The sequence below is a fragment of the Gracilinema caldarium DSM 7334 genome (assembly GCF_000219725.1).
Lineage (GTDB): Bacteria > Spirochaetota > Spirochaetia > Treponematales > Breznakiellaceae > Gracilinema > Gracilinema caldarium.
The window spans coordinates 2962266-2980715 of sequence record NC_015732.1; the positions used below are offsets into that span (position 1 = coordinate 2962266).

Below are 18450 nucleotides of genomic sequence, written 5' to 3' on the forward strand. Positions count from 1 at the left end.
AACAAAATTCGTTATAATTTTATTTACAAAACCGGTTTAACAGTCATATACTCATGGTATAGTGTCGAATATAATGTTCATGGTACTCACAATGTGGAGGGGTTATGCATCTTTCGAATCAGACTAAACGGCTTACCGGTGTTGCAGTACCGTTAGGGGCTTTGAAAACCCAGCACAGTATTGGGGTTGGAGAGTTTCCGGACCTGGTAGAACTTGCTCATCTTTGTAAATCCTGTGGCATTGGACTGATTCAACTGTTGCCAGTAAACGATTCAGGCTTTCAAAGTTCTCCCTATAGTGCACTGACAGCCTTTGCACTGCATCCTCTATATCTCCGTATCAGCGATATGGAAGAAGCCTCGGGCTTTGAAAAAAAACTACAAGAACTCAAAGCTCGCTTCGAAAACCTTCCCCGTTTCGCTTACGGCCCCCTCCAGGATGCTAAATTGGCACTACTGCGGGAAATCTTCCAGAAAAACAAGAAAAAAATCTTCGCGAATGCCGAACCAGGCAAAAAACTACATACCTGGATACAGCAAAACCCCTGGATTATCGATTACGCGGTGTACCGGCGCCTTAAAGATGTGCACCATGGGGCGCACTGGAATGCATGGAATTACTATAAAGAAGTGAAGGATAAACTCATCCAGGAGTTATGGGACAACTCTGAGTATAAAGAAGAACACCTTTTTTGGGTTTGGATACAGGCAGCCCTGGACCATCAATTTACCAAGGCGGCTCAAACGATCCGGGACATGGGTATTATTCTAAAAGGAGATATTCCCATATTGATGAATGAAGACTCGGCCGATGTCTGGGCCCATAGTGAATTATTCTATCGGGACCTTTCCGCAGGGGCACCACCAGAACCCCTTAATCCTCTGGGACAAAACTGGCAATTTCCCATCTATAATTGGGACGCCCTCGAGAAATCGGGCTTTGCTTGGTGGATACATAGACTCCGCCTCGCCTCCCGTTATTACAGTGCCTTCAGAATTGACCATGTACTAGGATTTTTCCGAATCTGGGCTACATCCCGTAAAAATATGTCCGCAGCTCTGGGACACTTTGTCCCATCGGTACCAATTACCACTGAAGAACTCTCTAACCTTGGATTCGATGACAGCCGTATCAGATGGCTCGTCCAACCACACATTCCTACTCATGAATTATTCGAAGCCATGCAGGGAGACCCGACTACCGAGGCTGCGGTACGAAAAGCCTGTGCCAAAGCACTGACCCGGATAGGCAATGAAGAACTCTGGCTTTTTAACAATGCTATATCAGGAGAAATCGATATACAGGCTCTGGATATCCATCATTCACTAAAAGAATATCTTTTAAGAGCCTGGAGAAATCGGGTTCTCATTCCACAAGAGGATAAAACCTACTATCCAAGCTGGACTTACTGGGATACCCGTGCCTTTCCAACCCTTTCAGAATCGGAACGACGGAATCTTGAAAGCCTCATTCAGCAAAAACGGCTTGAATCAGAACAGCTTTGGGAAGACCAGGGCAGGAAGCTCCTCTCCACCTTTCTGCATGCTACCGATATGATACCTTGTGCAGAAGATTTAGGTACAATTCCGGAGTGCGTTCCTAGGGTACTGCAGGAGTTAGGCATATTGAGCTTAAAAATTGTGCGATGGACCCGCCGTTGGGGTGAATGGGGAGAGCCCTATATTCCTTTTACCGAATATCCTGAATTATCTGTCTGCACACCCGCAGTACATGATACTTCAACGGTTCGGCAATGGTGGGAAACCGAAGCTGACCGTGAACAGTTCCGTCAGTTCATCAATGTACCCTACATAAATGACCGCTATACCCCAGAAACCGCTGAACTTCTGTTCAGCCACATCATGCAAACTAGATCTCGATTCTGCATTTTTCAGATTCAGGACCTGTTGCACCTTTCACTTCAATGGTATGCCGAGGATCCTGAGGATGAACGGATCAATGTCCCGGGTAGTGTAAATGACTTTAACTGGACCTATCGCCTGCCCAGCACATTAGAAACCATTCAAAAAGATGAGACGTTTATTGCAGCCTGTAAAAGGCTTACTTCAAATCGAAGGTGATGGTAAAAGGAACACAATTATGACCGAACTTACAATTACATTACAAGCATTTAACAAATTCGCTCGCCTGCCCGCTCTCAAGGAAACAGATACAGTATCAGAAGCTTTTTATGCTGATACCTTTTACGCATTACGGGAATTCCATGTTGCCAGGGAAGTGCGGGATGCTTATGGACTGGATTCGACCCTGTTTGCAATTCGAGGTAATGTGATCTTTGCAGATTTTCGCAGTGTACGGGAATTTGCCCAGAAAATAAACAGTAAAATTAATCCAGAAATCAGCCCTGAACGGTATATAAAAGCGGGAAAACTCAATGCCATGGGACTTATTGATGAAATTCTCCATTATGTTACCGCCCTATACCGGGAACAGGCATGTCCCACAGTTCTGCAAACAACCATGGATGCCCTCGAGCAACAGCTTGGGGAACAAGCAGTCAATAAGCTGCTCACAAGCTTTGTCGAACTCTTCCCACCTCAATCGGTATACGAAAAGAAACGGACCGTAGCGGAATATCTGAAGGAAAGCGATGAGGGAACACCGAACCGGCTTCTCGTACTGGAAGAGTTAATGCTACTTCGGTTAGCTAACGAAAACCCTGCCTTTGAACCCTTTGCATTCATGTTTTCAGATGAAACACTCGCCGCAACTACTGAATACAGCAAGGCAGTGGAGATTCTGAAGGGGCATCTGGCCACCCTACCACACTTCGGACCCGATAACCAAAATTTGTGGGACCTTCTGCGCAGTCCTGCCGTAGCGGAACCCTATTCATTGTATGGACAACTGGAATACATCAGAAAAAAATGGGGACTTTTAATTGGTAAATACCTTATACGACTTCTTACCAGCCTCGATGTTATTAAAGAGGAAGAAAAACCAAGTTTTTCCGGTCCCGGCCCAACCAGAGCATATATTTATAATGAACTGGAACACGAATATGAACGATTTTCCGAGGACCGAGAATGGATGCCCCGGACGGTCCTCATGGCAAAAAGCACCCTCGTATGGCTCTACCAGCTTTCCCAAAAATATAACCGACCCATCCACCGGCTCGATCAGATTCCCGATGAAGAACTGGATGAACTGGCCCGCCGGGGTTTTACAGGGCTGTGGCTCATTGGACTCTGGGAACGGAGTCAGGCTAGCCGGGAAATTAAGCGCCGCTGTGGCAACCCTGAAGCAGCCGCCAGCGCTTACAGCCTCTACGATTATGACATAGCCGCTGAGCTCGGCGGCTGGGAAGCTCTGGAGAACCTTCGGCACCGCTGTTCCTGGCGGGGCATACGTCTCGGGTCCGACATGGTTCCCAACCACACCGGTATCGATTCCCGCTGGATAATGGAACACCCGGACCGATTCCTCCAGCTGCAGCATTCGCCCTTCCCCAGCTATACCTTTAATGGAGAAAATCTTTCCAATCGTGAAGGTATTGGTATTTATTTAGAGGACCACTATTACAGCCGTTCCGATGCAGCGGTTGTATTTAAACGGGTCGATTTCCGTACCGGTGACACCCGCTACATCTACCATGGCAATGATGGAACTTCCATGCCTTGGAACGATACGGCCCAGATCGATTTTCTCAATCCTGAGGCCCGGGAGGCGGTTATCCAGACCATTATTGGTGTCTGCAAGCAATTTCCCATAGTACGTTTCGATGCTGCCATGACATTAGCAAAAAAGCATATTCAACGGCTCTGGTATCCCGAACCAGGCACCGGTGGAGATATTGCAAGCCGGGCTGAATATGGACTTACCAAAGAAGAATTCGACAAGCGAATTCCCAACGAGTTCTGGCGGGAAGTGGTCGACCGCTGTGCGGTTGAGGCACCAGACACCCTGCTGCTGGCTGAGGCGTTTTGGATGATGGAAGGCTATTTTGTCCGTACCCTCGGCATGCACCGGGTATACAACTCTGCTTTTATGAACATGTTAAAAATGGAAGAGAACGCAAAATACCGGGCGACCATTAAAAACACCCTGGAATTCGATCCCCAAATTTTGCAACGCTTCGTCAACTTTATGAATAACCCCGATGAGGAAACCGCCGCCATTCAGTTTGGGCGGGGAGACAAATATTTCGGGGTCTGCACCCTCATGGCGACCATGCCGGGACTTCCTATGTTCGGCCATGGACAAATCGAAGGCTTCGAAGAAAAGTACGGTATGGAATACCGTAGATCCTACCGAAACGAAGCCCCGGATCAGGAACTCATTGCCCGGCATGAACGGGAAATATTCCCTCTCCTTAAAAAACGTCGACTCTTTGCTGACAGTGAAAACTTTGCCCTCTACGACCTGTACACTCCCGATGGCTCTGTTAATGAAAATGTTTTTGCCTATTCCAACCGTCTCGGAGAAGAACGAGCCCTGGTATTCTACAACAACAACTTTCATCGGGCCTCGGGGTGGATTCGAAATTCGGTTCCCAGCAGCCAGAAAGGACCTGGGGGAGCTAAGATGAGCCAGCAAAAAAACCTAGCCCAAGCACTCGGGCTAAGCAACAATCCCAATAACTTTACCCTCCTTAGAGAACAACGTTCAGACCGTTGGTTCATTCGCTCTAGCAGGGAATTAAATGAAAAGGGGCTTTTCATAGCCCTCGATGGCTACCAGTCTCAGGTGTTTTTGGATATTCATGAAATCAATGACAATGCCTTGGGACATTGGCAACGGTTACATGATGAACTGGCAGGACGGGGTGTTCCGGACCTGCATGCAGCTTTTCAGGATCTCTTCCTCAGAGACCTCTATAGCGCATTTAAAGAATTAGTCAAACCTTCATATTTTAACGGCTTCTATCAATTCTTTACACAGGAACAAAAGGGACTTAAGGCTACACCCTTTATCGAAATACTGAGAGATCCTATCCTCCGCTATATCCGTATCGCTCGAGAATATTTAGACGGTGCTTCTGGACGCTATGAATCCTTTGAACGGAAGCAAGAATACAATATTATAGAAGCAGAGCAGATCTGGGATACCTTTGCTCAATCCATGCAACGATTCATTAAGCTGGGAGAATATGTCGAAAAACCGCCAGCCAGTCTACAAGCTAATGGCAAAACCCTCATCCACACTATGTATACAAAGTTACATGAAAATCCCCGCATTTCAGCATATATTGCTGGATACCTAGTACTCGCCCTGCATCGGGGCATTATAGGTTTGGAAGCCACCGGTGAAGATGCCCGCAGGCTTGTCGACCACTGGTGTCTGGACCGGAAACTTCGTGAAAGTTATCAGGAAGCAGGGTTTCCGGCAGACGAAAGTTACCATGTTGTAGAACTGCTGAAACTGATTCTGAGCAGAACCATGAGCGAAGACCCAGATTTGTTTGCGGGTCCCTCTATAAGTCTTTCTATTGCTTCACATCTATTTACTAGAGAAGACTTTAAATCCTTCTTGAATGTCAATCTCTTTAATGATGTGCTCTGGTTCACCAAGGAACGACTGGAGCAGGTTCTGTTCTTTACAGGGATTATCGCTGCCATAGAATCTGATGAAGCAGCTTTACCCCCTCAAAAACAGACAGTTCAAACACGCCCCCAAAGGGGATCGGTCGTTTTGGTACCCCATCCTTCGAAGCTCAACACAGGCCAGTGGACCAAACGGCTCGAAATGATTGCCCAGATCAAGCAGGAATTGAGTAAAGCTATGGAGAACTCAGAATACAAGGTTGAGGAATTACTTAAAGCCCTGCGCCCTAAAACCATGGTTGTAAAACCGACGTCTGGGACCAATACACGTAGTAGTACGACACAAAAATCCAAAAAGGAATAGTAATGAAAAGCCCCTTCCGCGAATTGCTGGAAGCGGGATGGACTGTTGAATTGATTGGGTTCAGTGCCCTGGACCGGTATTTATCCATACATCCAGGGCATGTTACCTTTATTCAAACAAACGCAGATCTTCCAGAGCTCAGCAAGTTATTCGATGACCTTCAGTTCCCTGGCGTAACAGTAGCAGATGCAGCAATATATCGGGAAGAAGGACGCTTTTATTTTTATTGCACCGACGAACGAAGCTCTTCGGTATTTTGCCATCCACTCCTCAAACTGAGATTTCATGTAAATCGGAAGGTTTATATTGATGAAACTTCTTGTTATCCGGTTTATGCAGAAATGGCACGAAAAGTACGCAGGACCGAAACTGCTATAGCCAGAATCCTTCCTTGGGTAAACCTGGTGGAAGTATATGAAACCGTACAACTCATTCTAGAAACAGCGGTCATTCTGGCCCGATATATACCGGAAGAAACAATCTATCATCAAAATGATCCTGTACAGGAACTGCTCAAGGTGATTACTCAGCCTACAGAACCGATAGATGTACCTGCGGAACTGCAACGGACCTACCTGGAATTGCTGTTAACATCCCATCGACCAGACTTAGGATTTATACTCCTCTTACAAAGCGGCATCGTTTCACAACTTTGGCCTGAACTAGCTATGATGAATACGGTGGACCATTCAAAGGAGTTTCATCCCGAGGGAAATGTCTGGAACCATACGATGGAAACCTTTCGGCATCGAAAAAAACCTGATCTCCTTCTTTCCCTAGGGCTCCTGCTCCATGACTCAGGTAAAAGCCTTGCATCCAGTTCCGGTAACCGCCGTTTCGATAAACACGCAGAGCTCGGCTCAGAAGTGACCCGCCATTTCATGCAGCGGCTTGGCTTCTCATCAGAAATGATTTCCAAGGTACAATACCTCGTGCGGAACCATATGATGCCCGCCGCCCTGCCTCGGCTTCCCCTCCAGCGAACCCAGGAAACCCTTGAATCACCTCTTTTCCCGATACTTCTGGAGTTATACCGTTGCGATGAGGCTTCATCCTTTAAAGGTTTAGACAATTATTATGAGAGTGCTGCGGCTTATCAGAATTACCTTCGAAATGTAAAAAACCCCTATCGAAGTGCAGATGGAAAAAAGTTAGATAAAAAGCGGCGCTGATCTGGCCGCGGTTACAAAGCTCCTGCAATTGCCGATTCAAGAGCATCGAGACGGGCCGGAATAACCGCAACAGGGGCTACTTCTTTTTGAAGGTTTTCCAGTACTTCTGAGGTTATCGGCGCTTTGCCGGTTACCCTGGCAACAAGATCAGCATATTTTGCAGGGTGCCCCGTTGAAAGGACTACCACATGGCCATCCTCAATATCACCGGCAAGAAGCCGTTCCGCCGCAGCAAAACCCACCGCCCCATGGGGGTCTAGGTGGAGACCATACCGTTTCCAAGCCCGTTCCATCGCCGCCAGGGTGGCCTCATCATCAACTCGTTCGGAATAGACCATATGTTTCATTACCGCCGGAGCCTCATTATAAAAGGCAGCAAGCCGCTCATAGTTAGAGGGATTCCCCACATCCATCGACCTGGATAACGTACGTACCGGTATATGAGGAACAAAGGATTGTCCCCGGAAGAAATCACCAAAGGTATCGTTGGCGTTCATCGCAGCAATAAATCCGTTCACTGGAAGCCCGAATTTCCAAGCATAGAGCCCTGCGATGAGGTTCCCAAAATTACCTGAAGGCACACTGAATAATAGATCACCATGCAGTTCCTTTTTAATTTTGATGAACGCATAGAGGAAATAAAAAGCTTGGGGTAACAGGCGCCCCACATTAATGGTATTCGCACTGGTAAGACCATAGCGCTCCGCAAAGGGCCGATCTTCAAAAGCATCTCGGATAAGGCGCTGACAATCATCGAAGGTGCCTTCAATTTGTATGGGAAGTATGTTACCCCCGTTGTTCACAAAGGTTGATGGGTCTAAACCCCGCACATGGCCTTCGGGGTATAATATTACCGCTGTAATTCCTGTTCTGCCTTTGAATGCTTGGGCGACACTAACACCAGTACGGCCAGTGGTAGCTGTTAAGGTCATCGCATGACCTGAAGGCTTTAACAGTTCTTCCATAACAGCCGCAAGAAAGGCAATACCAAAATCTTTAAACACTCCGGTGGGTCCATTATGAAGTTCTAGGACCGATAAATTGGCATCGAGCCGCTTTAACTCAGGCTCGAAACTAAAAGCACTTTCTGCGACCCGAGCAGCGGAAATGGGATTGAGCTCGCCCTGCAATAAAACCGGAGCTATAGTAGCAACCAATTCGGGGTAGGTAGTTTCGCTATCCATATAAAGGAAAAAAGGCCGCAGATCTACCATAGATGCAGGCACATAAAGCCCCCCATCGGATGGAAGACAGTGCAAAACCGCATCCCTAAAGCTGACCCTCAATTCCTTTGAACGGGTAGAAGAAAATTCCATTCCTGCTCCTTACTCCTATTCTATAAGTGTATCCAGTCTTTACGTATACTTCAAGAGAAGAACAAATGATCACGACAAAGATGACGCACTCCCTCTCAACTTAAAACTAATCAAGTTTTAAATACAATAAGGCTGTATAAAAATACCGTTAAATTGACAATATATACAGTTCCTACTATTATAAACAGTACCATTTTTACAGGAGGCTTTCCATGTCATTGCGATATTGGTTCAAGCAGACTCTTTTTACACTTTTTACTCTTGTTATAGCAGGCTCTTTCCTTGCATGTCAGAAAAAGGATTCTGCTTCGGCACAGAATAAAACCGCATCTGAACGGGTTAAGTTAGTTATCGCCTCAGATGCAACCTGGCCGCCCATGGAATTTGTCGATGAAAATAAAAATATCGTCGGTTTTGCTCCAGAGATGATGAAGGCCATCGCTGAAGCCGCAGGTTTTGATGTGGAAATCCGTAACACCGCATGGGATGGTATTTTTGCTGGCCTCGCGGCAGGCAACTATGATGCAATCTGTTCATCGGTTACTATCACCGAAGAACGAAAACAGACCATGGATTTTTCTGAACCCTATGTGAATGCAGGCCAGGTCTTGGTGGTTGCAAAAACCCTGAATGGGGTCAGCACGTTGAAGGATATGATTGGTAAAAAGGTCGGAGCCCAAATCGGTACTACCGGAGCCATAGAAATTCAGAAAGTGAGTGGCGTTGAACTGGCAACCTACGATGAGGTGGGATTGGCTTTTGAAGATCTTGCCAATGGAAGAATCGCCGGTGTGGTAGCGGACAATCCGATTGCCGCCGATTTTGCCCTGCAGAACCCCAAATTCAAGGACAAACTCAAGATTGTGGGCGAACCCTTCACCGATGAATGGCTTGGTATCGCTGTGCGTAAGGGTGACACGAAAACCCTTGCACTGATTAATGAGGGCCTGGCCAAGATTAAAGCGAACGGTAAACTGGAAGCAATTGCAAAGAAGTGGCTTCATTAATCATGGAACAAAAAAAAACTGATCAGAAGCCGGAAGAGGATCTCATTCCTCTTCCAACTCATATTAATGTTACCGATGGTACCCTCATTCCTCAAAAGGGGGAGAAGGGTGCCCTTTCAGCCTGGAACATCTCATTCTTTGGGGCTTTGGCGGTATTAATTGTTTTAACCGTCGCATTTCCTGACCCTTACAGAAAAATCCTTGCCTTTGTTCCCGATGGTCTTATGGTGACCTTTGGTGTTACCATTTCAGCCATCTTCTTTGCGCTCATCATTGGACTTTTTGCAGGTTTGGGCCGTATTTCTCAGATAACCATTGTGAACCGCATTGCTACCGTTTATGTAGAAATCATTCGCGGGATTCCCCTTCTAGTCCAGCTCTTTTATATTTATTATGCCCTGGGAAATTGGGTAAAACTGAGCGGTCCCGCTGCGGCCATCCTCGCCATGTCCATTTGCTATGGGGCCTATATGGCAGAAATCTTCCGGGCCGGTATCCAGTCTATACCCAAGGGACAAATGGAAGCAGCCCTGGCGTTGGGTTTAAGCCAGGGACAGGCCATGAGAAAGGTTATATTACCCCAAACCATTAAGGTTATACTGCCTCCCATCGGAAACGAATTCATTGCGTTACTTAAGGATTCGTCCCTGGTATCGATACTGGCAGTTGCGGACCTGTTGCGGCGTGGACGGGAATATGCGTCTACATCCTTCAGGTACTTTGAAAGTTATACCGTCATAGCCCTCATCTATCTGGTTATGACATTATTCTTCTCGCGGCTTGTCGCGATTATGGAAGAAAGGTTGAGGCATCGTGGAACCATTCATTAGTATTCGAGGAGCCCGTAAGACCTACGGGAAAGTAGAAGCCCTCCGGGGGGTAGATTTAGAGGTCCATAAGGGCGAGGTGATCCTTATTATCGGACCCTCAGGCTCGGGGAAAAGCACCCTGCTTCGCAGTGTGAACCGGCTGGAACGACTGGACAGTGGAACCATCTATATTGATGGGGATTGCGTGACCGACGAAAAGGCCGATATCCGACAGATTCGGGAAGAGGTAGGCATGGTATTTCAGAGCTTTAACCTTTTTCCCCACCTTTCTGTAATGGAAAACATTACCCTTGCACCAATTACGGTAAAAAAGGTTACACCTATCGAGGCTGAAGAAACCGCGCTCCGGCTCTTAAAGAAGGTTGGACTATCCGACAAGGCTCATGCCTATCCGGACCAGCTTTCAGGAGGCCAACAGCAGCGGGTCGCTATTGCCCGGGCTCTGGCTATGAATCCTAAGGTCATGCTTTTTGATGAGCCCACCAGTGCTCTGGATCCTGAAATGATTAAGGAAGTACTGGATGTTATGACCGCCCTTGCCAAGGAAGGGATGACCATGCTCGTAGTTTCCCATGAAATGGGCTTTGCCAGGGCTGCAGCAAACCGGGTAATTTTTATGGATCAGGGACAAATTATTGAATCGGCCCCGCCTGAGGAGTTCTTTACCAATCCGAAGGAAGAACGGACCAAACGATTTTTGGAGCATATTTTATGAACACTGAAAAAAAGAAACTGCTCTTCCTCTGCACCGGTAATTCCTGCCGGTCCCAGATGGCAGAAGGCTGGGCCCGGCATCTGAAGGGCGACCTCTATGAAGTCTATTCCGCCGGGGTGGAAGCCCATGGATTAAATCCAATCGCCGTAAAAGTCATGGCAGAAGCAGGTGTAGATATATCAGGACACCGGTCGAAACTGGTAACGGAACTTTTGGATAAGGGGATCGACTATGTGGTGACGGTTTGTGATCATGCTGCAGAGGTCTGTCCCCGATTCCCCGGTAAGGCAAAGGTAATCCACCATTCATTCCAGGATCCGCCAACCCTGGCTAAACAGGCTAAGTCGGAAGAAGAGGTACTGAACATTTACCGGAAAGTTCGGGATGAAATCCGGGATTTTGTTCAAACCTTGCCGGAAGCTCTGGAATAGGTCATAGGAGCCATTCCTCTGTATGAAACGACGGTTGAAATAACTGAAGGGGGGCAATAATCGGTTAGATCATAAGCCGTTTCTTGCGTACTTCGAGGACAGAAGATTCAGCACAGGAAGCCAGTTCAAGCACACAGGAAGCAGCCAGGTGGTATTCTACGAGGGTGCCCCTTTTTTTATCTTCTATGATACCAGCATTTTTAAGCTGTGTTAAATATTTTGATACAATAGATTTATCGACCCCTAATTCTTTAGCCATTTCACAGACACACCTGGGGCGTTCTTTGAGCTTCTCAAGCATATAAATGCGTAATGGATGGGCCAAGGCTTTGAACATATGGGCCCGTAGTTCGCAGCGTTTCCGTTCTTCTTCAGTCATAGCAACCTCATACAGTATAGTTGCAATATAATGCAACAATGTCAAGATATGGCTGAAGCCTTAGACCGATTCATCAATAACATTGCCCTGATAGGCTGGCAGGGGCGCAGGGGGTGGTTCCGGCTCTGGAATCGGTTCCGGAACAGATTCAGAAACAGCAGCTTTTTCCTGAGGTAGTGGAACCGTAAGCCCAACAGGCCCAACAACCGAACCTGAACTGTCTATGGACATACAATCCCTCCTTTGGAACAATAGTAAACACCAATTGTTCCTCTATAAACATATGATAAAACCTCACAAAATGCAAAAAGCCCTGGCAGATTCAGCGAGGAGTGTTCTGGTTGCTAAACTACCAAACTGCCAGGGCTACCAATCACGCTATCACAGTCAGCGAGTTAATCCACTAACGCTGAATACGCGCAGACCCGCCCTTTGCAAAGGCTTCAACCTGTTCGAGGCTTACCATGGTGGTGTCTCCCGGGGTTGTGGTGAGCAAAGCTCCGTGAGCCCAGCCAAGCTTAAGGGCTTCTTCGGGGTTTTTTCCGGAAAGAAGCCCATAGAATAAGCCTGCGGCAAAACCGTCGCCACCTCCGACCCGGTCGAAAACATCCAGTTCGCAGGTAGGGGAGACATAGCTTTTACCATCAAGCCAGAGGACCGCACCCCAGGAATGACGGTTAGTAGAATGGACTTCCCGCAGTGTGGTTGCTACCGCCTTAATGTTCGGAAAATCACGAACTACACTCTCCATCATACCCAAAAAGGCTGAAGGGTCGAGTTTGTTTTTACTTTCCACCTCAAGACCAGGCAAACCCAAACCTTTTTGGAGATCTTCTTCATTTCCCACCAGTACATCCACATGACGTACGATTTCTCGAAGTGTTTTCGAGGCCTGTTCTGCCGCCTGGACAGGTGAAAATCCCCGTTCCGCGGCAGCAACAGCCCAGAGTTTAGCCCGGTAATTAAGATCAAAGGATACAATCGCCCCTGATTTTTTTGCGGCTTCCATTGCCTCAATAACAAGGGAAGGAGTTGTCTCAGAAAGGGCGGAAAATATACCCCCTGAATGGAACCAACGGACACCCTTACTAAAAATTTCTGACCAATTAAAGCTCCCGGGTTTTAAATAACCAGCTGCTTCGTTAGAACGGTTATAAAATACAACCGGCGCTCGTACCCCCTGGCCTCTATCGCTCCATACGGTAGCCATATTGGGGCCCCGAACACCATCGTGGGGGAATCGTACATAATAGGGGAAAACTCCAGCACGGCGAACTGCATTTTCTACCCGTTGTCCAATAGGGTAGTCTACCATTGCAGTAGCAATTGCGGTGCGCATTCTAAAACACATGGAAAGGTTTGCCGCAACATTATATTCACCACCGGATACATACAAATCATAATGATTGGCTTCTGCGAAGGGAATAATCCCGGGGTCCAGTCTTGTTACAAGGGCTCCCAGGGCTAATACATCATGGGTTGTTCCTTCGGTTGGTCGAATCTGTAATTGGGCCATTTCATTTATCTCCTTTTCTTTGTTCTTATACATTATAGGTACTGGCACTGGTAGAGCCGCCTCGACCTGTCCAATTGGTATGGAAGAACTCTCCTCGGGGCCGATCAGTCCGTTCATAGGTATGAGCCCCAAAATAGTCCCGCTGAGCCTGCAGGAGATTGGCTGGTAGTGTTTCACTGCGGTATCCATCAAAATACGTAAGGGCGCTGGTTAAGGCTGGTATCGGAAGGCCGTATTGAAGGGCTGTCATTGCAACCCTGCGCCAAGATCCTTGAGCCTTATCAACAACGGATCGGAAGAAGGGATCCTGAAGCAGGTTTTCGAGATCAGGGTTTCTATCAAAGGCTTCTTTAATTTTCCCAAGGAAGACAGATCGAATAATACACCCGCCTCGCCACATAAGGGCTATACCACCATAATTGAGGTTCCATCCATAGGCTTTCGCAGCTTCTCTCATGAGAAGATATCCTTGGGCATAAGAAACAATTTTAGAAGCATAGAGAGCTTGCTTCAGATCCTCAATAAATGTAATTCGTTCATTTCCGGTAAGAGGTGTTTTTGGTAGCTCTGGCCGAGCAAAGAGCTGGGAAGAGCGGACCCGCTCATCTTTTTCCGAAGAAAGACACCGGGCAAAAACCGCCTCTGCAATGAGGGTCAGGGGAACGCCAAATTCAAGGGCTGCAATTCCGGTCCATTTACCGGTTCCTTTCTGGCCTGCCGCATCAAGGATTTTTTCCACCAAGGGACTGCCATCGCTATCCTTATAGCGGAGGATATCCCGGGTAATTTCGATGAGATAGCTATCCAGTTCGCTCCGGTTCCATTCATCAAAAACCTGGGCCATTTCTTCATAGCTTAATCCAACATAGTGTTTCATGAGCCAATAGGTTTCGCTGATGAGCTGCATATCACCGTATTCAATCCCGTTGTGGACCATTTTTACAAAGTGGCCCGCACCATTTTCACCAACCCAATCACAGCAGGGGACTTTCCCTTCTACCTTAGCGGCAATGGCCTGGAAAATGGGCCGTATCTCAGGCCAGGCGGTGGATGAACCACCAGGCATAAGAGAAGGGCCTGTGAGGGCCCCCTCTTCGCCGCCAGAGACGCCGGAACCGACATAACGCAAGCCCTTGGATTCGACATAAGCGGTCCGTCGCATGGTATCCTGATAATTAGAGTTACCCCCATCAATAATAATGTCGCCCGGTTCAAGAAGAGGTACCAGGTGTTCTATGGTTTCATCCACCGCCTGGCCCGCCTTAACCATCATCATGACCTTCCGGGGACGTTTCAATGTGGCTACCAATTCTTCTACACTATGGGTGCCGATAATGTTTTTGCCGGCGCCGCGGCCGCTTGTAAATTCATCAACCTTAGAGACCGTCCGATTAAAAACAGCCACGGTAAACCCTTTACTCTCCATATTTAGCACAAGATTTTCACCCATTACGGCGAGTCCTATTAAGCCAATATCAGCCCTGGCTTTTCCTTGTTCCATACCTGCCTCCCATAACATTTCGCTTGGATGTTTTTATGTCCATGCACCGACTAGGCCGATGCCCGTAATACCAGTCCCGTACCAAAGGTTCTGCTTTCTATAGCTGTTCCATATTCAATTGCATTTTTAAGTTGTTCATAAATATAAGCACCTACATCTCCTCCCGTCTGAGCGATTGTTGTTAAGGGCGGGTTGATATAGGCGCTGAAATTATCATCATCAAATCCGATGAGGGCAAGCGCTTCGGGTATTTGGATGTGTTCTTTTTGCAGTGCCCCAAGTAAACCAAGGGCAATTTTGTCATTGTGACAGAGAATTCCATCAATCTGCTCCTCCTGTAATACCCTTAAAACCAGAGGAGCCACATCTACACCGCCCTGAAAACCCTTTCCGGTATGCAGGATCCGATTAGACCGGAAAGGGCGATTTTCCCGCTCAAGGCCTTCCAAAAAACCTGCAATCCGTTCAGAAGACCGAAAGCTTTCCACTACCAGGAGCAATTCCTGACGCCCCCTTTGAACGAGATAACGGACGGCTTCACGATACCCGCTGCGGCGGTCTATATAAATTGAAGGGAACGCTATATCTACCGGTGGATCTACAACAATAAAAGGAATTCGATGATTGTGAAGCATAAGCAGAGCTGGCGAATGGGAACTATGAAGATTTGAAAATATAACTAACCCATCACAGCGGGGGGTAATAGCATTAATGGCAGCCTCTTCCATTTCAGAAGACTCGGCAAATTGCATGAGCACTGCATATCCGGAATGGGCAAACAATTTTGAGATTATTTCGATCCGGCGAAGGGTTGTATCGCTAGAAACTGCGTTAGCTACTATTCCAATGATCTGCTTCCGTCCCGATTTGAGCGCCCGAGCATTGGGATCTGGCCGATAACCAAGTTGTTCCACCGCCGCAAGAACCCGCTCCCGAACTTCAGACCTTACATTTGGCCTATCATTGAGTACCCGCGAGACCGTACGAGTAGAAACACCGGCGTGCCGAGCTACATCTTCAATTGTTGGCATAATTATGTCCCACACTTGCCATCGTTGGCAATTATATAACAAACACACAATTCTGTCAAGAAATCAATGTAGTTTATGTTCCGCACGAGGTCCTGATTATAATTACGACCCCAGAACTGTAATTACTCGCCCCTTGTTAACTTCCCATTCCATTGCTACAGTGAGTGTATGATGAACGATTCATTACAACGTTGTCCTTGGTGCCTCTCTGATAGTGAGTATCAGCAGTATCATGATTATGAGTGGGGTGTTCCCTTGCATGATGAGCAGAAGCTTTTTTCATTGCTTATACTCGAAGGGGCTCAGGCTGGGCTTTCATGGATCACTATCTTGAAACGCCGTAAGGGGTACCTGGATGCTATGGACAACCTGGATCCAGATAAACTGGCTCGGTACAACGATAGCGATATTACACGGCTCATGCTCGATAGTCGTATTATCCAAAACCGTAGAAAACTTGAATCCGCAGTCAGTAATGCCCGAGCCTTTCTTGCCATGAAAGAGCGGGGGATATCCTTTTCTAACTGGCTCTGGGCATGGGTTGAGGACCGGCCGATACAAAACCACTGGAGCAGTCTTTCCGAGGTACCCGCCGTAACACCTCTTTCAGATACTATTTCCAGAGAGCTGAAACGTCTGGGCTTCACTTTTGTGGGACCTACTATCATCTATGCCTACATGCAATCTGCAGGCCTTGTGAACGACCACCTCGTACAGTGCTACCGTCATTACGAACTTTTACCTGGCTGATTGTGAAGTAACAACGAGCCAGGCAGACAAAGAAAATATATTAGATTATTGTACCAGCCTTATGCTATACCTATTTTTGGGGCATGAGCAGATCTGGAATCCACAGAGTTAGTTCCGGAATAAAGGTGATCAACATAAGCACGGTAAACATCACCAGCCACATGGGTAACATGGTTTTTACCACCTGTTCGATACGGATTTTCCCCACCGCACATCCTACAAAAAGGGCAGAGCCCACCGGCGGCGTAGTAAGACCGATTGCAAGGTTTAGAATAAGCATTATTCCAAAATGTACCGGAGACATCCCCAGTGAATTGACAACTACAGGATACAATATTGGGGTTGTTATAAGAATGAGCGGGGCCATGTCCATAATCATACCCAGCAAGAGCAGCAGTATATTGATCAGCAGTAATAACAATATCTTATTATGGGTTATCGAAAGGAGCGCTTCTGTTGCTTTTGCGGGAATTCTGAGATATGCCATCAGCCATCCGAATGCACTGGCAGCTGCAATAAGAGACATAACCATAGCAAGCGTTTTAAGAGAGTTGTACAGTATTTGTGGAAACGCTTTAAGAGGTATTTCTCGGTATACAAAAAAGGTTATAATAAAGGCATATACAACGGCTACCGCTGCAGATTCAGTCGCAGTAAAAACACCTGAGATGACCCCACCGATAATGATAACTGCCGTCATTAAGCCAAGCACAGCGTCTTTGGTAATCTGCAGGGATTCTTTAAGGGTGTATTTCTTCTCTTTTGGGTAGTTTCGCTTAATAGCAAAAACATAGCTTACCACCATAAGACCGATCCCCAGTAGTACTCCTGGTATAAAACCACCTAAGAAAAGTCGGCCAACTGAAACACCGCCTGCGGCAAGGGAATAAATGATCATATTATGGCTTGGCGGAATAATGACTCCTTGACATGCACTGGTAACCGTAATACCCACAGAAAAATCATCATCATAGCCCTTTTCTTTCATCATGGGGATGAGAATGGTACCGATAGAAGAGACATCGGCTACTGCAGAGCCAGAAATACCACCGAAGAACATACTAGCAAGACAGTTCACCTGAGCAAGTCCTCCCCGAATGCGGCCGACAAGCAGGTTGGAAAAGAGAATAAGCCGCCGGGAGATACCCCCTTGGCCCATCATTTCACCGGCAATAATGAAAAAGGGAATTGCCAGCAAACTGAAGGACCGTACACCCTGCACCATCTGTTGGACCACTGCCATCAATGGGATTTTCAGATACAAAGCAGTTACGATAGATGAAAAGATGAGGGAAAAAGTAATGGGGAGTCGTATAATCATGAGAAAGATAAAAAGCCCTAATAGAAGTAGTGTTGCAATGTTTATGTCAGCCATTAGATCCTCCCTTAAGTATGTTTATAAAGGGCTCTTTCCCAGACAACATCGTATCTACCCTTGCATCATTGGTATCTACATTGAACAAATCCATCAGTGATTCATAAATCATAATGATGGAACTAATGGGGAGTATTGCATAGAGTAAGCCCGCAGGAAGTTTAGTGGCTGGCATGATTGAGGTAAGAGTAAATTGAACCAGCTTCCACCCATCAATCAACATAGTAAGGGCAATAACAAAAATGATGATATTCTTTATTTTTTGCAGTATGACCTGAAGTAGTGGAGTAACCAGCTTTTTCGGTAACACTGAGATATTGATATGTAAATCTTGTTTTACACCAATACTCATTGCGATAAAAATAAACCATACCGCAAACAGCAGCGCAAGTTCTTCTGACCACATAAGTCCGCTATTAAAGACATATCGGAGAATCACATTGGTAAAGATTATAAGAACCATGGCAATCATGAGAACTTGAGCAATATATACTAAGGCTACATGAATTAAGTTAAAAAACCTAATGAGCTTTTTTAACATTGAAACACCCCACAAGCT

16 protein-coding genes are annotated in these 18450 nt (G+C 46.8%); 8 read left to right on the top strand and 8 right to left on the bottom strand.

The annotated features are described in order from the left end of the window. The first annotated feature begins 104 nt into the window (after positions 1–104). The 3 genes from SPICA_RS13260 to SPICA_RS13270 are packed head-to-tail and all read left to right on the top strand — an operon-like array spanning position 105 to position 7040. Positions 105–2081, top strand: coding sequence for a 4-alpha-glucanotransferase (locus SPICA_RS13260; protein ID WP_013969990.1), 1977 nt, complete (start codon positions 105–107; stop codon positions 2079–2081). A gap of 19 nt (positions 2082–2100) precedes the next feature. Further along, positions 2101–5868 carry an alpha-amylase family glycosyl hydrolase gene (locus SPICA_RS13265; protein WP_013969991.1) on the top strand — a complete coding sequence of 1256 codons (3768 nt, stop codon included), beginning with the start codon at positions 2101–2103 and terminating at the stop codon, positions 5866–5868. Between the two features lie 2 nt (positions 5869–5870). After that, positions 5871–7040 carry an HD domain-containing protein gene (locus tag SPICA_RS13270; protein ID WP_013969992.1) on the top strand — a complete coding sequence of 390 codons (1170 nt, stop codon included), beginning with the start codon at positions 5871–5873 and terminating at the stop codon, positions 7038–7040. A gap of 11 nt (positions 7041–7051) precedes the next feature. Here the strand turns inward: SPICA_RS13270 and thrC are convergent, their stop codons facing one another. Continuing rightward, positions 7052–8356, bottom strand: coding sequence for a threonine synthase (gene thrC / locus SPICA_RS13275; protein ID WP_013969993.1), 1305 nt, complete (start codon positions 8354–8356; stop codon positions 7052–7054). Positions 8357–8568: 212 nt separating this feature from the next. Here thrC and SPICA_RS13280 point away from each other — a divergent pair, with 212 nt between their 5' ends. From SPICA_RS13280 to SPICA_RS13295, 4 genes are read left to right on the top strand one after another with little or no spacing between them, the layout of a single operon-like run. Continuing rightward, complete coding sequence (locus tag SPICA_RS13280; protein ID WP_013969994.1) at positions 8569–9363, top strand: basic amino acid ABC transporter substrate-binding protein; 795 nt, start codon at positions 8569–8571, stop codon at positions 9361–9363. Positions 9364–9365: 2 nt separating this feature from the next. Next, positions 9366–10193: an amino acid ABC transporter permease gene (locus SPICA_RS13285; protein WP_013969995.1), complete on the top strand. Its 828-nt coding sequence runs from the start codon at positions 9366–9368 to the stop codon at positions 10191–10193. Beyond that, entirely contained in the window at positions 10177–10908 is a 732-nt protein-coding gene (locus tag SPICA_RS13290) for an amino acid ABC transporter ATP-binding protein (protein ID WP_013969996.1), read from the top strand. The genes SPICA_RS13285 and SPICA_RS13290 overlap by 17 nt, the downstream gene beginning before the upstream one ends. Next, entirely contained in the window at positions 10905–11339 is a 435-nt protein-coding gene (locus SPICA_RS13295) for an arsenate reductase ArsC (RefSeq protein WP_013969997.1), read from the top strand. Before SPICA_RS13290 ends, SPICA_RS13295 begins: the two co-directional genes overlap by 4 nt. A 64-nt stretch (positions 11340–11403) precedes the next feature. On the opposite strand, the gene SPICA_RS13300 is transcribed toward SPICA_RS13295, so the two are convergent. From SPICA_RS13300 to SPICA_RS13315, 5 genes are all read right to left on the bottom strand, one after another. Then, the gene (locus SPICA_RS13300) at positions 11404–11718 is read right to left on the bottom strand and encodes an ArsR/SmtB family transcription factor (RefSeq protein WP_013969998.1); all 315 of its coding nucleotides are present in this window, start codon (positions 11716–11718) and stop codon (positions 11404–11406) included. A gap of 60 nt (positions 11719–11778) precedes the next feature. Further along, the gene (locus SPICA_RS15530) at positions 11779–11949 is read right to left on the bottom strand and encodes a hypothetical protein (RefSeq protein ID WP_013969999.1); all 171 of its coding nucleotides are present in this window, start codon (positions 11947–11949) and stop codon (positions 11779–11781) included. A 172-nt stretch (positions 11950–12121) separates the two neighbouring features. Further along, positions 12122–13234, bottom strand: a complete 1113-nt coding sequence (locus SPICA_RS13305; RefSeq protein WP_013970000.1) for a sugar kinase — start codon at positions 13232–13234, stop codon at positions 12122–12124. Between the two features lie 25 nt (positions 13235–13259). Continuing rightward, positions 13260–14735: a decarboxylating NADP(+)-dependent phosphogluconate dehydrogenase gene (gene gnd / locus SPICA_RS13310; protein WP_013970001.1), complete on the bottom strand. Its 1476-nt coding sequence runs from the start codon at positions 14733–14735 to the stop codon at positions 13260–13262. Positions 14736–14785: 50 nt separating this feature from the next. Beyond that, positions 14786–15766 carry a LacI family DNA-binding transcriptional regulator gene (locus SPICA_RS13315; RefSeq protein ID WP_013970002.1) on the bottom strand — a complete coding sequence of 327 codons (981 nt, stop codon included), beginning with the start codon at positions 15764–15766 and terminating at the stop codon, positions 14786–14788. Positions 15767–15934: 168 nt separating this feature from the next. Between SPICA_RS13315 and SPICA_RS13320 the strand changes: the two genes are divergently transcribed. Then, a complete protein-coding gene (locus SPICA_RS13320) occupies positions 15935–16516 on the top strand; it encodes a DNA-3-methyladenine glycosylase I (RefSeq protein WP_156789688.1) in 582 nt (193 codons plus the stop codon). A gap of 70 nt (positions 16517–16586) precedes the next feature. Here the strand turns inward: SPICA_RS13320 and SPICA_RS13325 are convergent, their stop codons facing one another. Both SPICA_RS13325 and SPICA_RS13330 read right to left on the bottom strand, forming a co-directional pair. Beyond that, complete coding sequence (locus SPICA_RS13325) at positions 16587–17891, bottom strand: TRAP transporter large permease (RefSeq protein ID WP_013970004.1); 1305 nt, start codon at positions 17889–17891, stop codon at positions 16587–16589. Continuing rightward, positions 17884–18432, bottom strand: a complete 549-nt coding sequence (locus tag SPICA_RS13330) for a TRAP transporter small permease (RefSeq protein WP_013970005.1) — start codon at positions 18430–18432, stop codon at positions 17884–17886. The genes SPICA_RS13325 and SPICA_RS13330 overlap by 8 nt, the downstream gene beginning before the upstream one ends. Positions 18433–18450 lie beyond the last annotated feature (18 nt).

Excerpts from the sequence above, each read along its gene's own strand:
- SPICA_RS13260 (WP_013969990.1), top strand. The coding sequence starts at position 105 with ATGCATCTTTCGAATCAGACTAAACGGCTTACCGGTGTTGCAGTACCG.
- SPICA_RS13265 (WP_013969991.1), top strand. The coding sequence starts at position 2,101 with ATGACCGAACTTACAATTACATTACAAGCATTTAACAAATTCGCTCGC.
- SPICA_RS13270 (WP_013969992.1), top strand. The coding sequence starts at position 5,871 with ATGAAAAGCCCCTTCCGCGAATTGCTGGAAGCGGGATGGACTGTTGAA.
- thrC (WP_013969993.1), bottom strand. The coding sequence starts at position 8,356 with ATGGAATTTTCTTCTACCCGTTCAAAGGAATTGAGGGTCAGCTTTAGG.
- SPICA_RS13280 (WP_013969994.1), top strand. The coding sequence starts at position 8,569 with ATGTCATTGCGATATTGGTTCAAGCAGACTCTTTTTACACTTTTTACT.
- SPICA_RS13285 (WP_013969995.1), top strand. The coding sequence starts at position 9,366 with ATGGAACAAAAAAAAACTGATCAGAAGCCGGAAGAGGATCTCATTCCT.
- SPICA_RS13295 (WP_013969997.1), top strand. The coding sequence starts at position 10,905 with ATGAACACTGAAAAAAAGAAACTGCTCTTCCTCTGCACCGGTAATTCC.
- SPICA_RS13300 (WP_013969998.1), bottom strand. The coding sequence starts at position 11,718 with ATGACTGAAGAAGAACGGAAACGCTGCGAACTACGGGCCCATATGTTC.
- SPICA_RS15530 (WP_013969999.1), bottom strand. The coding sequence starts at position 11,949 with ATGTCCATAGACAGTTCAGGTTCGGTTGTTGGGCCTGTTGGGCTTACG.
- SPICA_RS13305 (WP_013970000.1), bottom strand. The coding sequence starts at position 13,234 with ATGGCCCAATTACAGATTCGACCAACCGAAGGAACAACCCATGATGTA.
- gnd (WP_013970001.1), bottom strand. The coding sequence starts at position 14,735 with ATGGAACAAGGAAAAGCCAGGGCTGATATTGGCTTAATAGGACTCGCC.
- SPICA_RS13315 (WP_013970002.1), bottom strand. The coding sequence starts at position 15,766 with ATGCCAACAATTGAAGATGTAGCTCGGCACGCCGGTGTTTCTACTCGT.
- SPICA_RS13320 (WP_156789688.1), top strand. The coding sequence starts at position 15,935 with ATGATGAACGATTCATTACAACGTTGTCCTTGGTGCCTCTCTGATAGT.
- SPICA_RS13325 (WP_013970004.1), bottom strand. The coding sequence starts at position 17,891 with ATGGCTGACATAAACATTGCAACACTACTTCTATTAGGGCTTTTTATC.
- SPICA_RS13330 (WP_013970005.1), bottom strand. The coding sequence starts at position 18,432 with ATGTTAAAAAAGCTCATTAGGTTTTTTAACTTAATTCATGTAGCCTTA.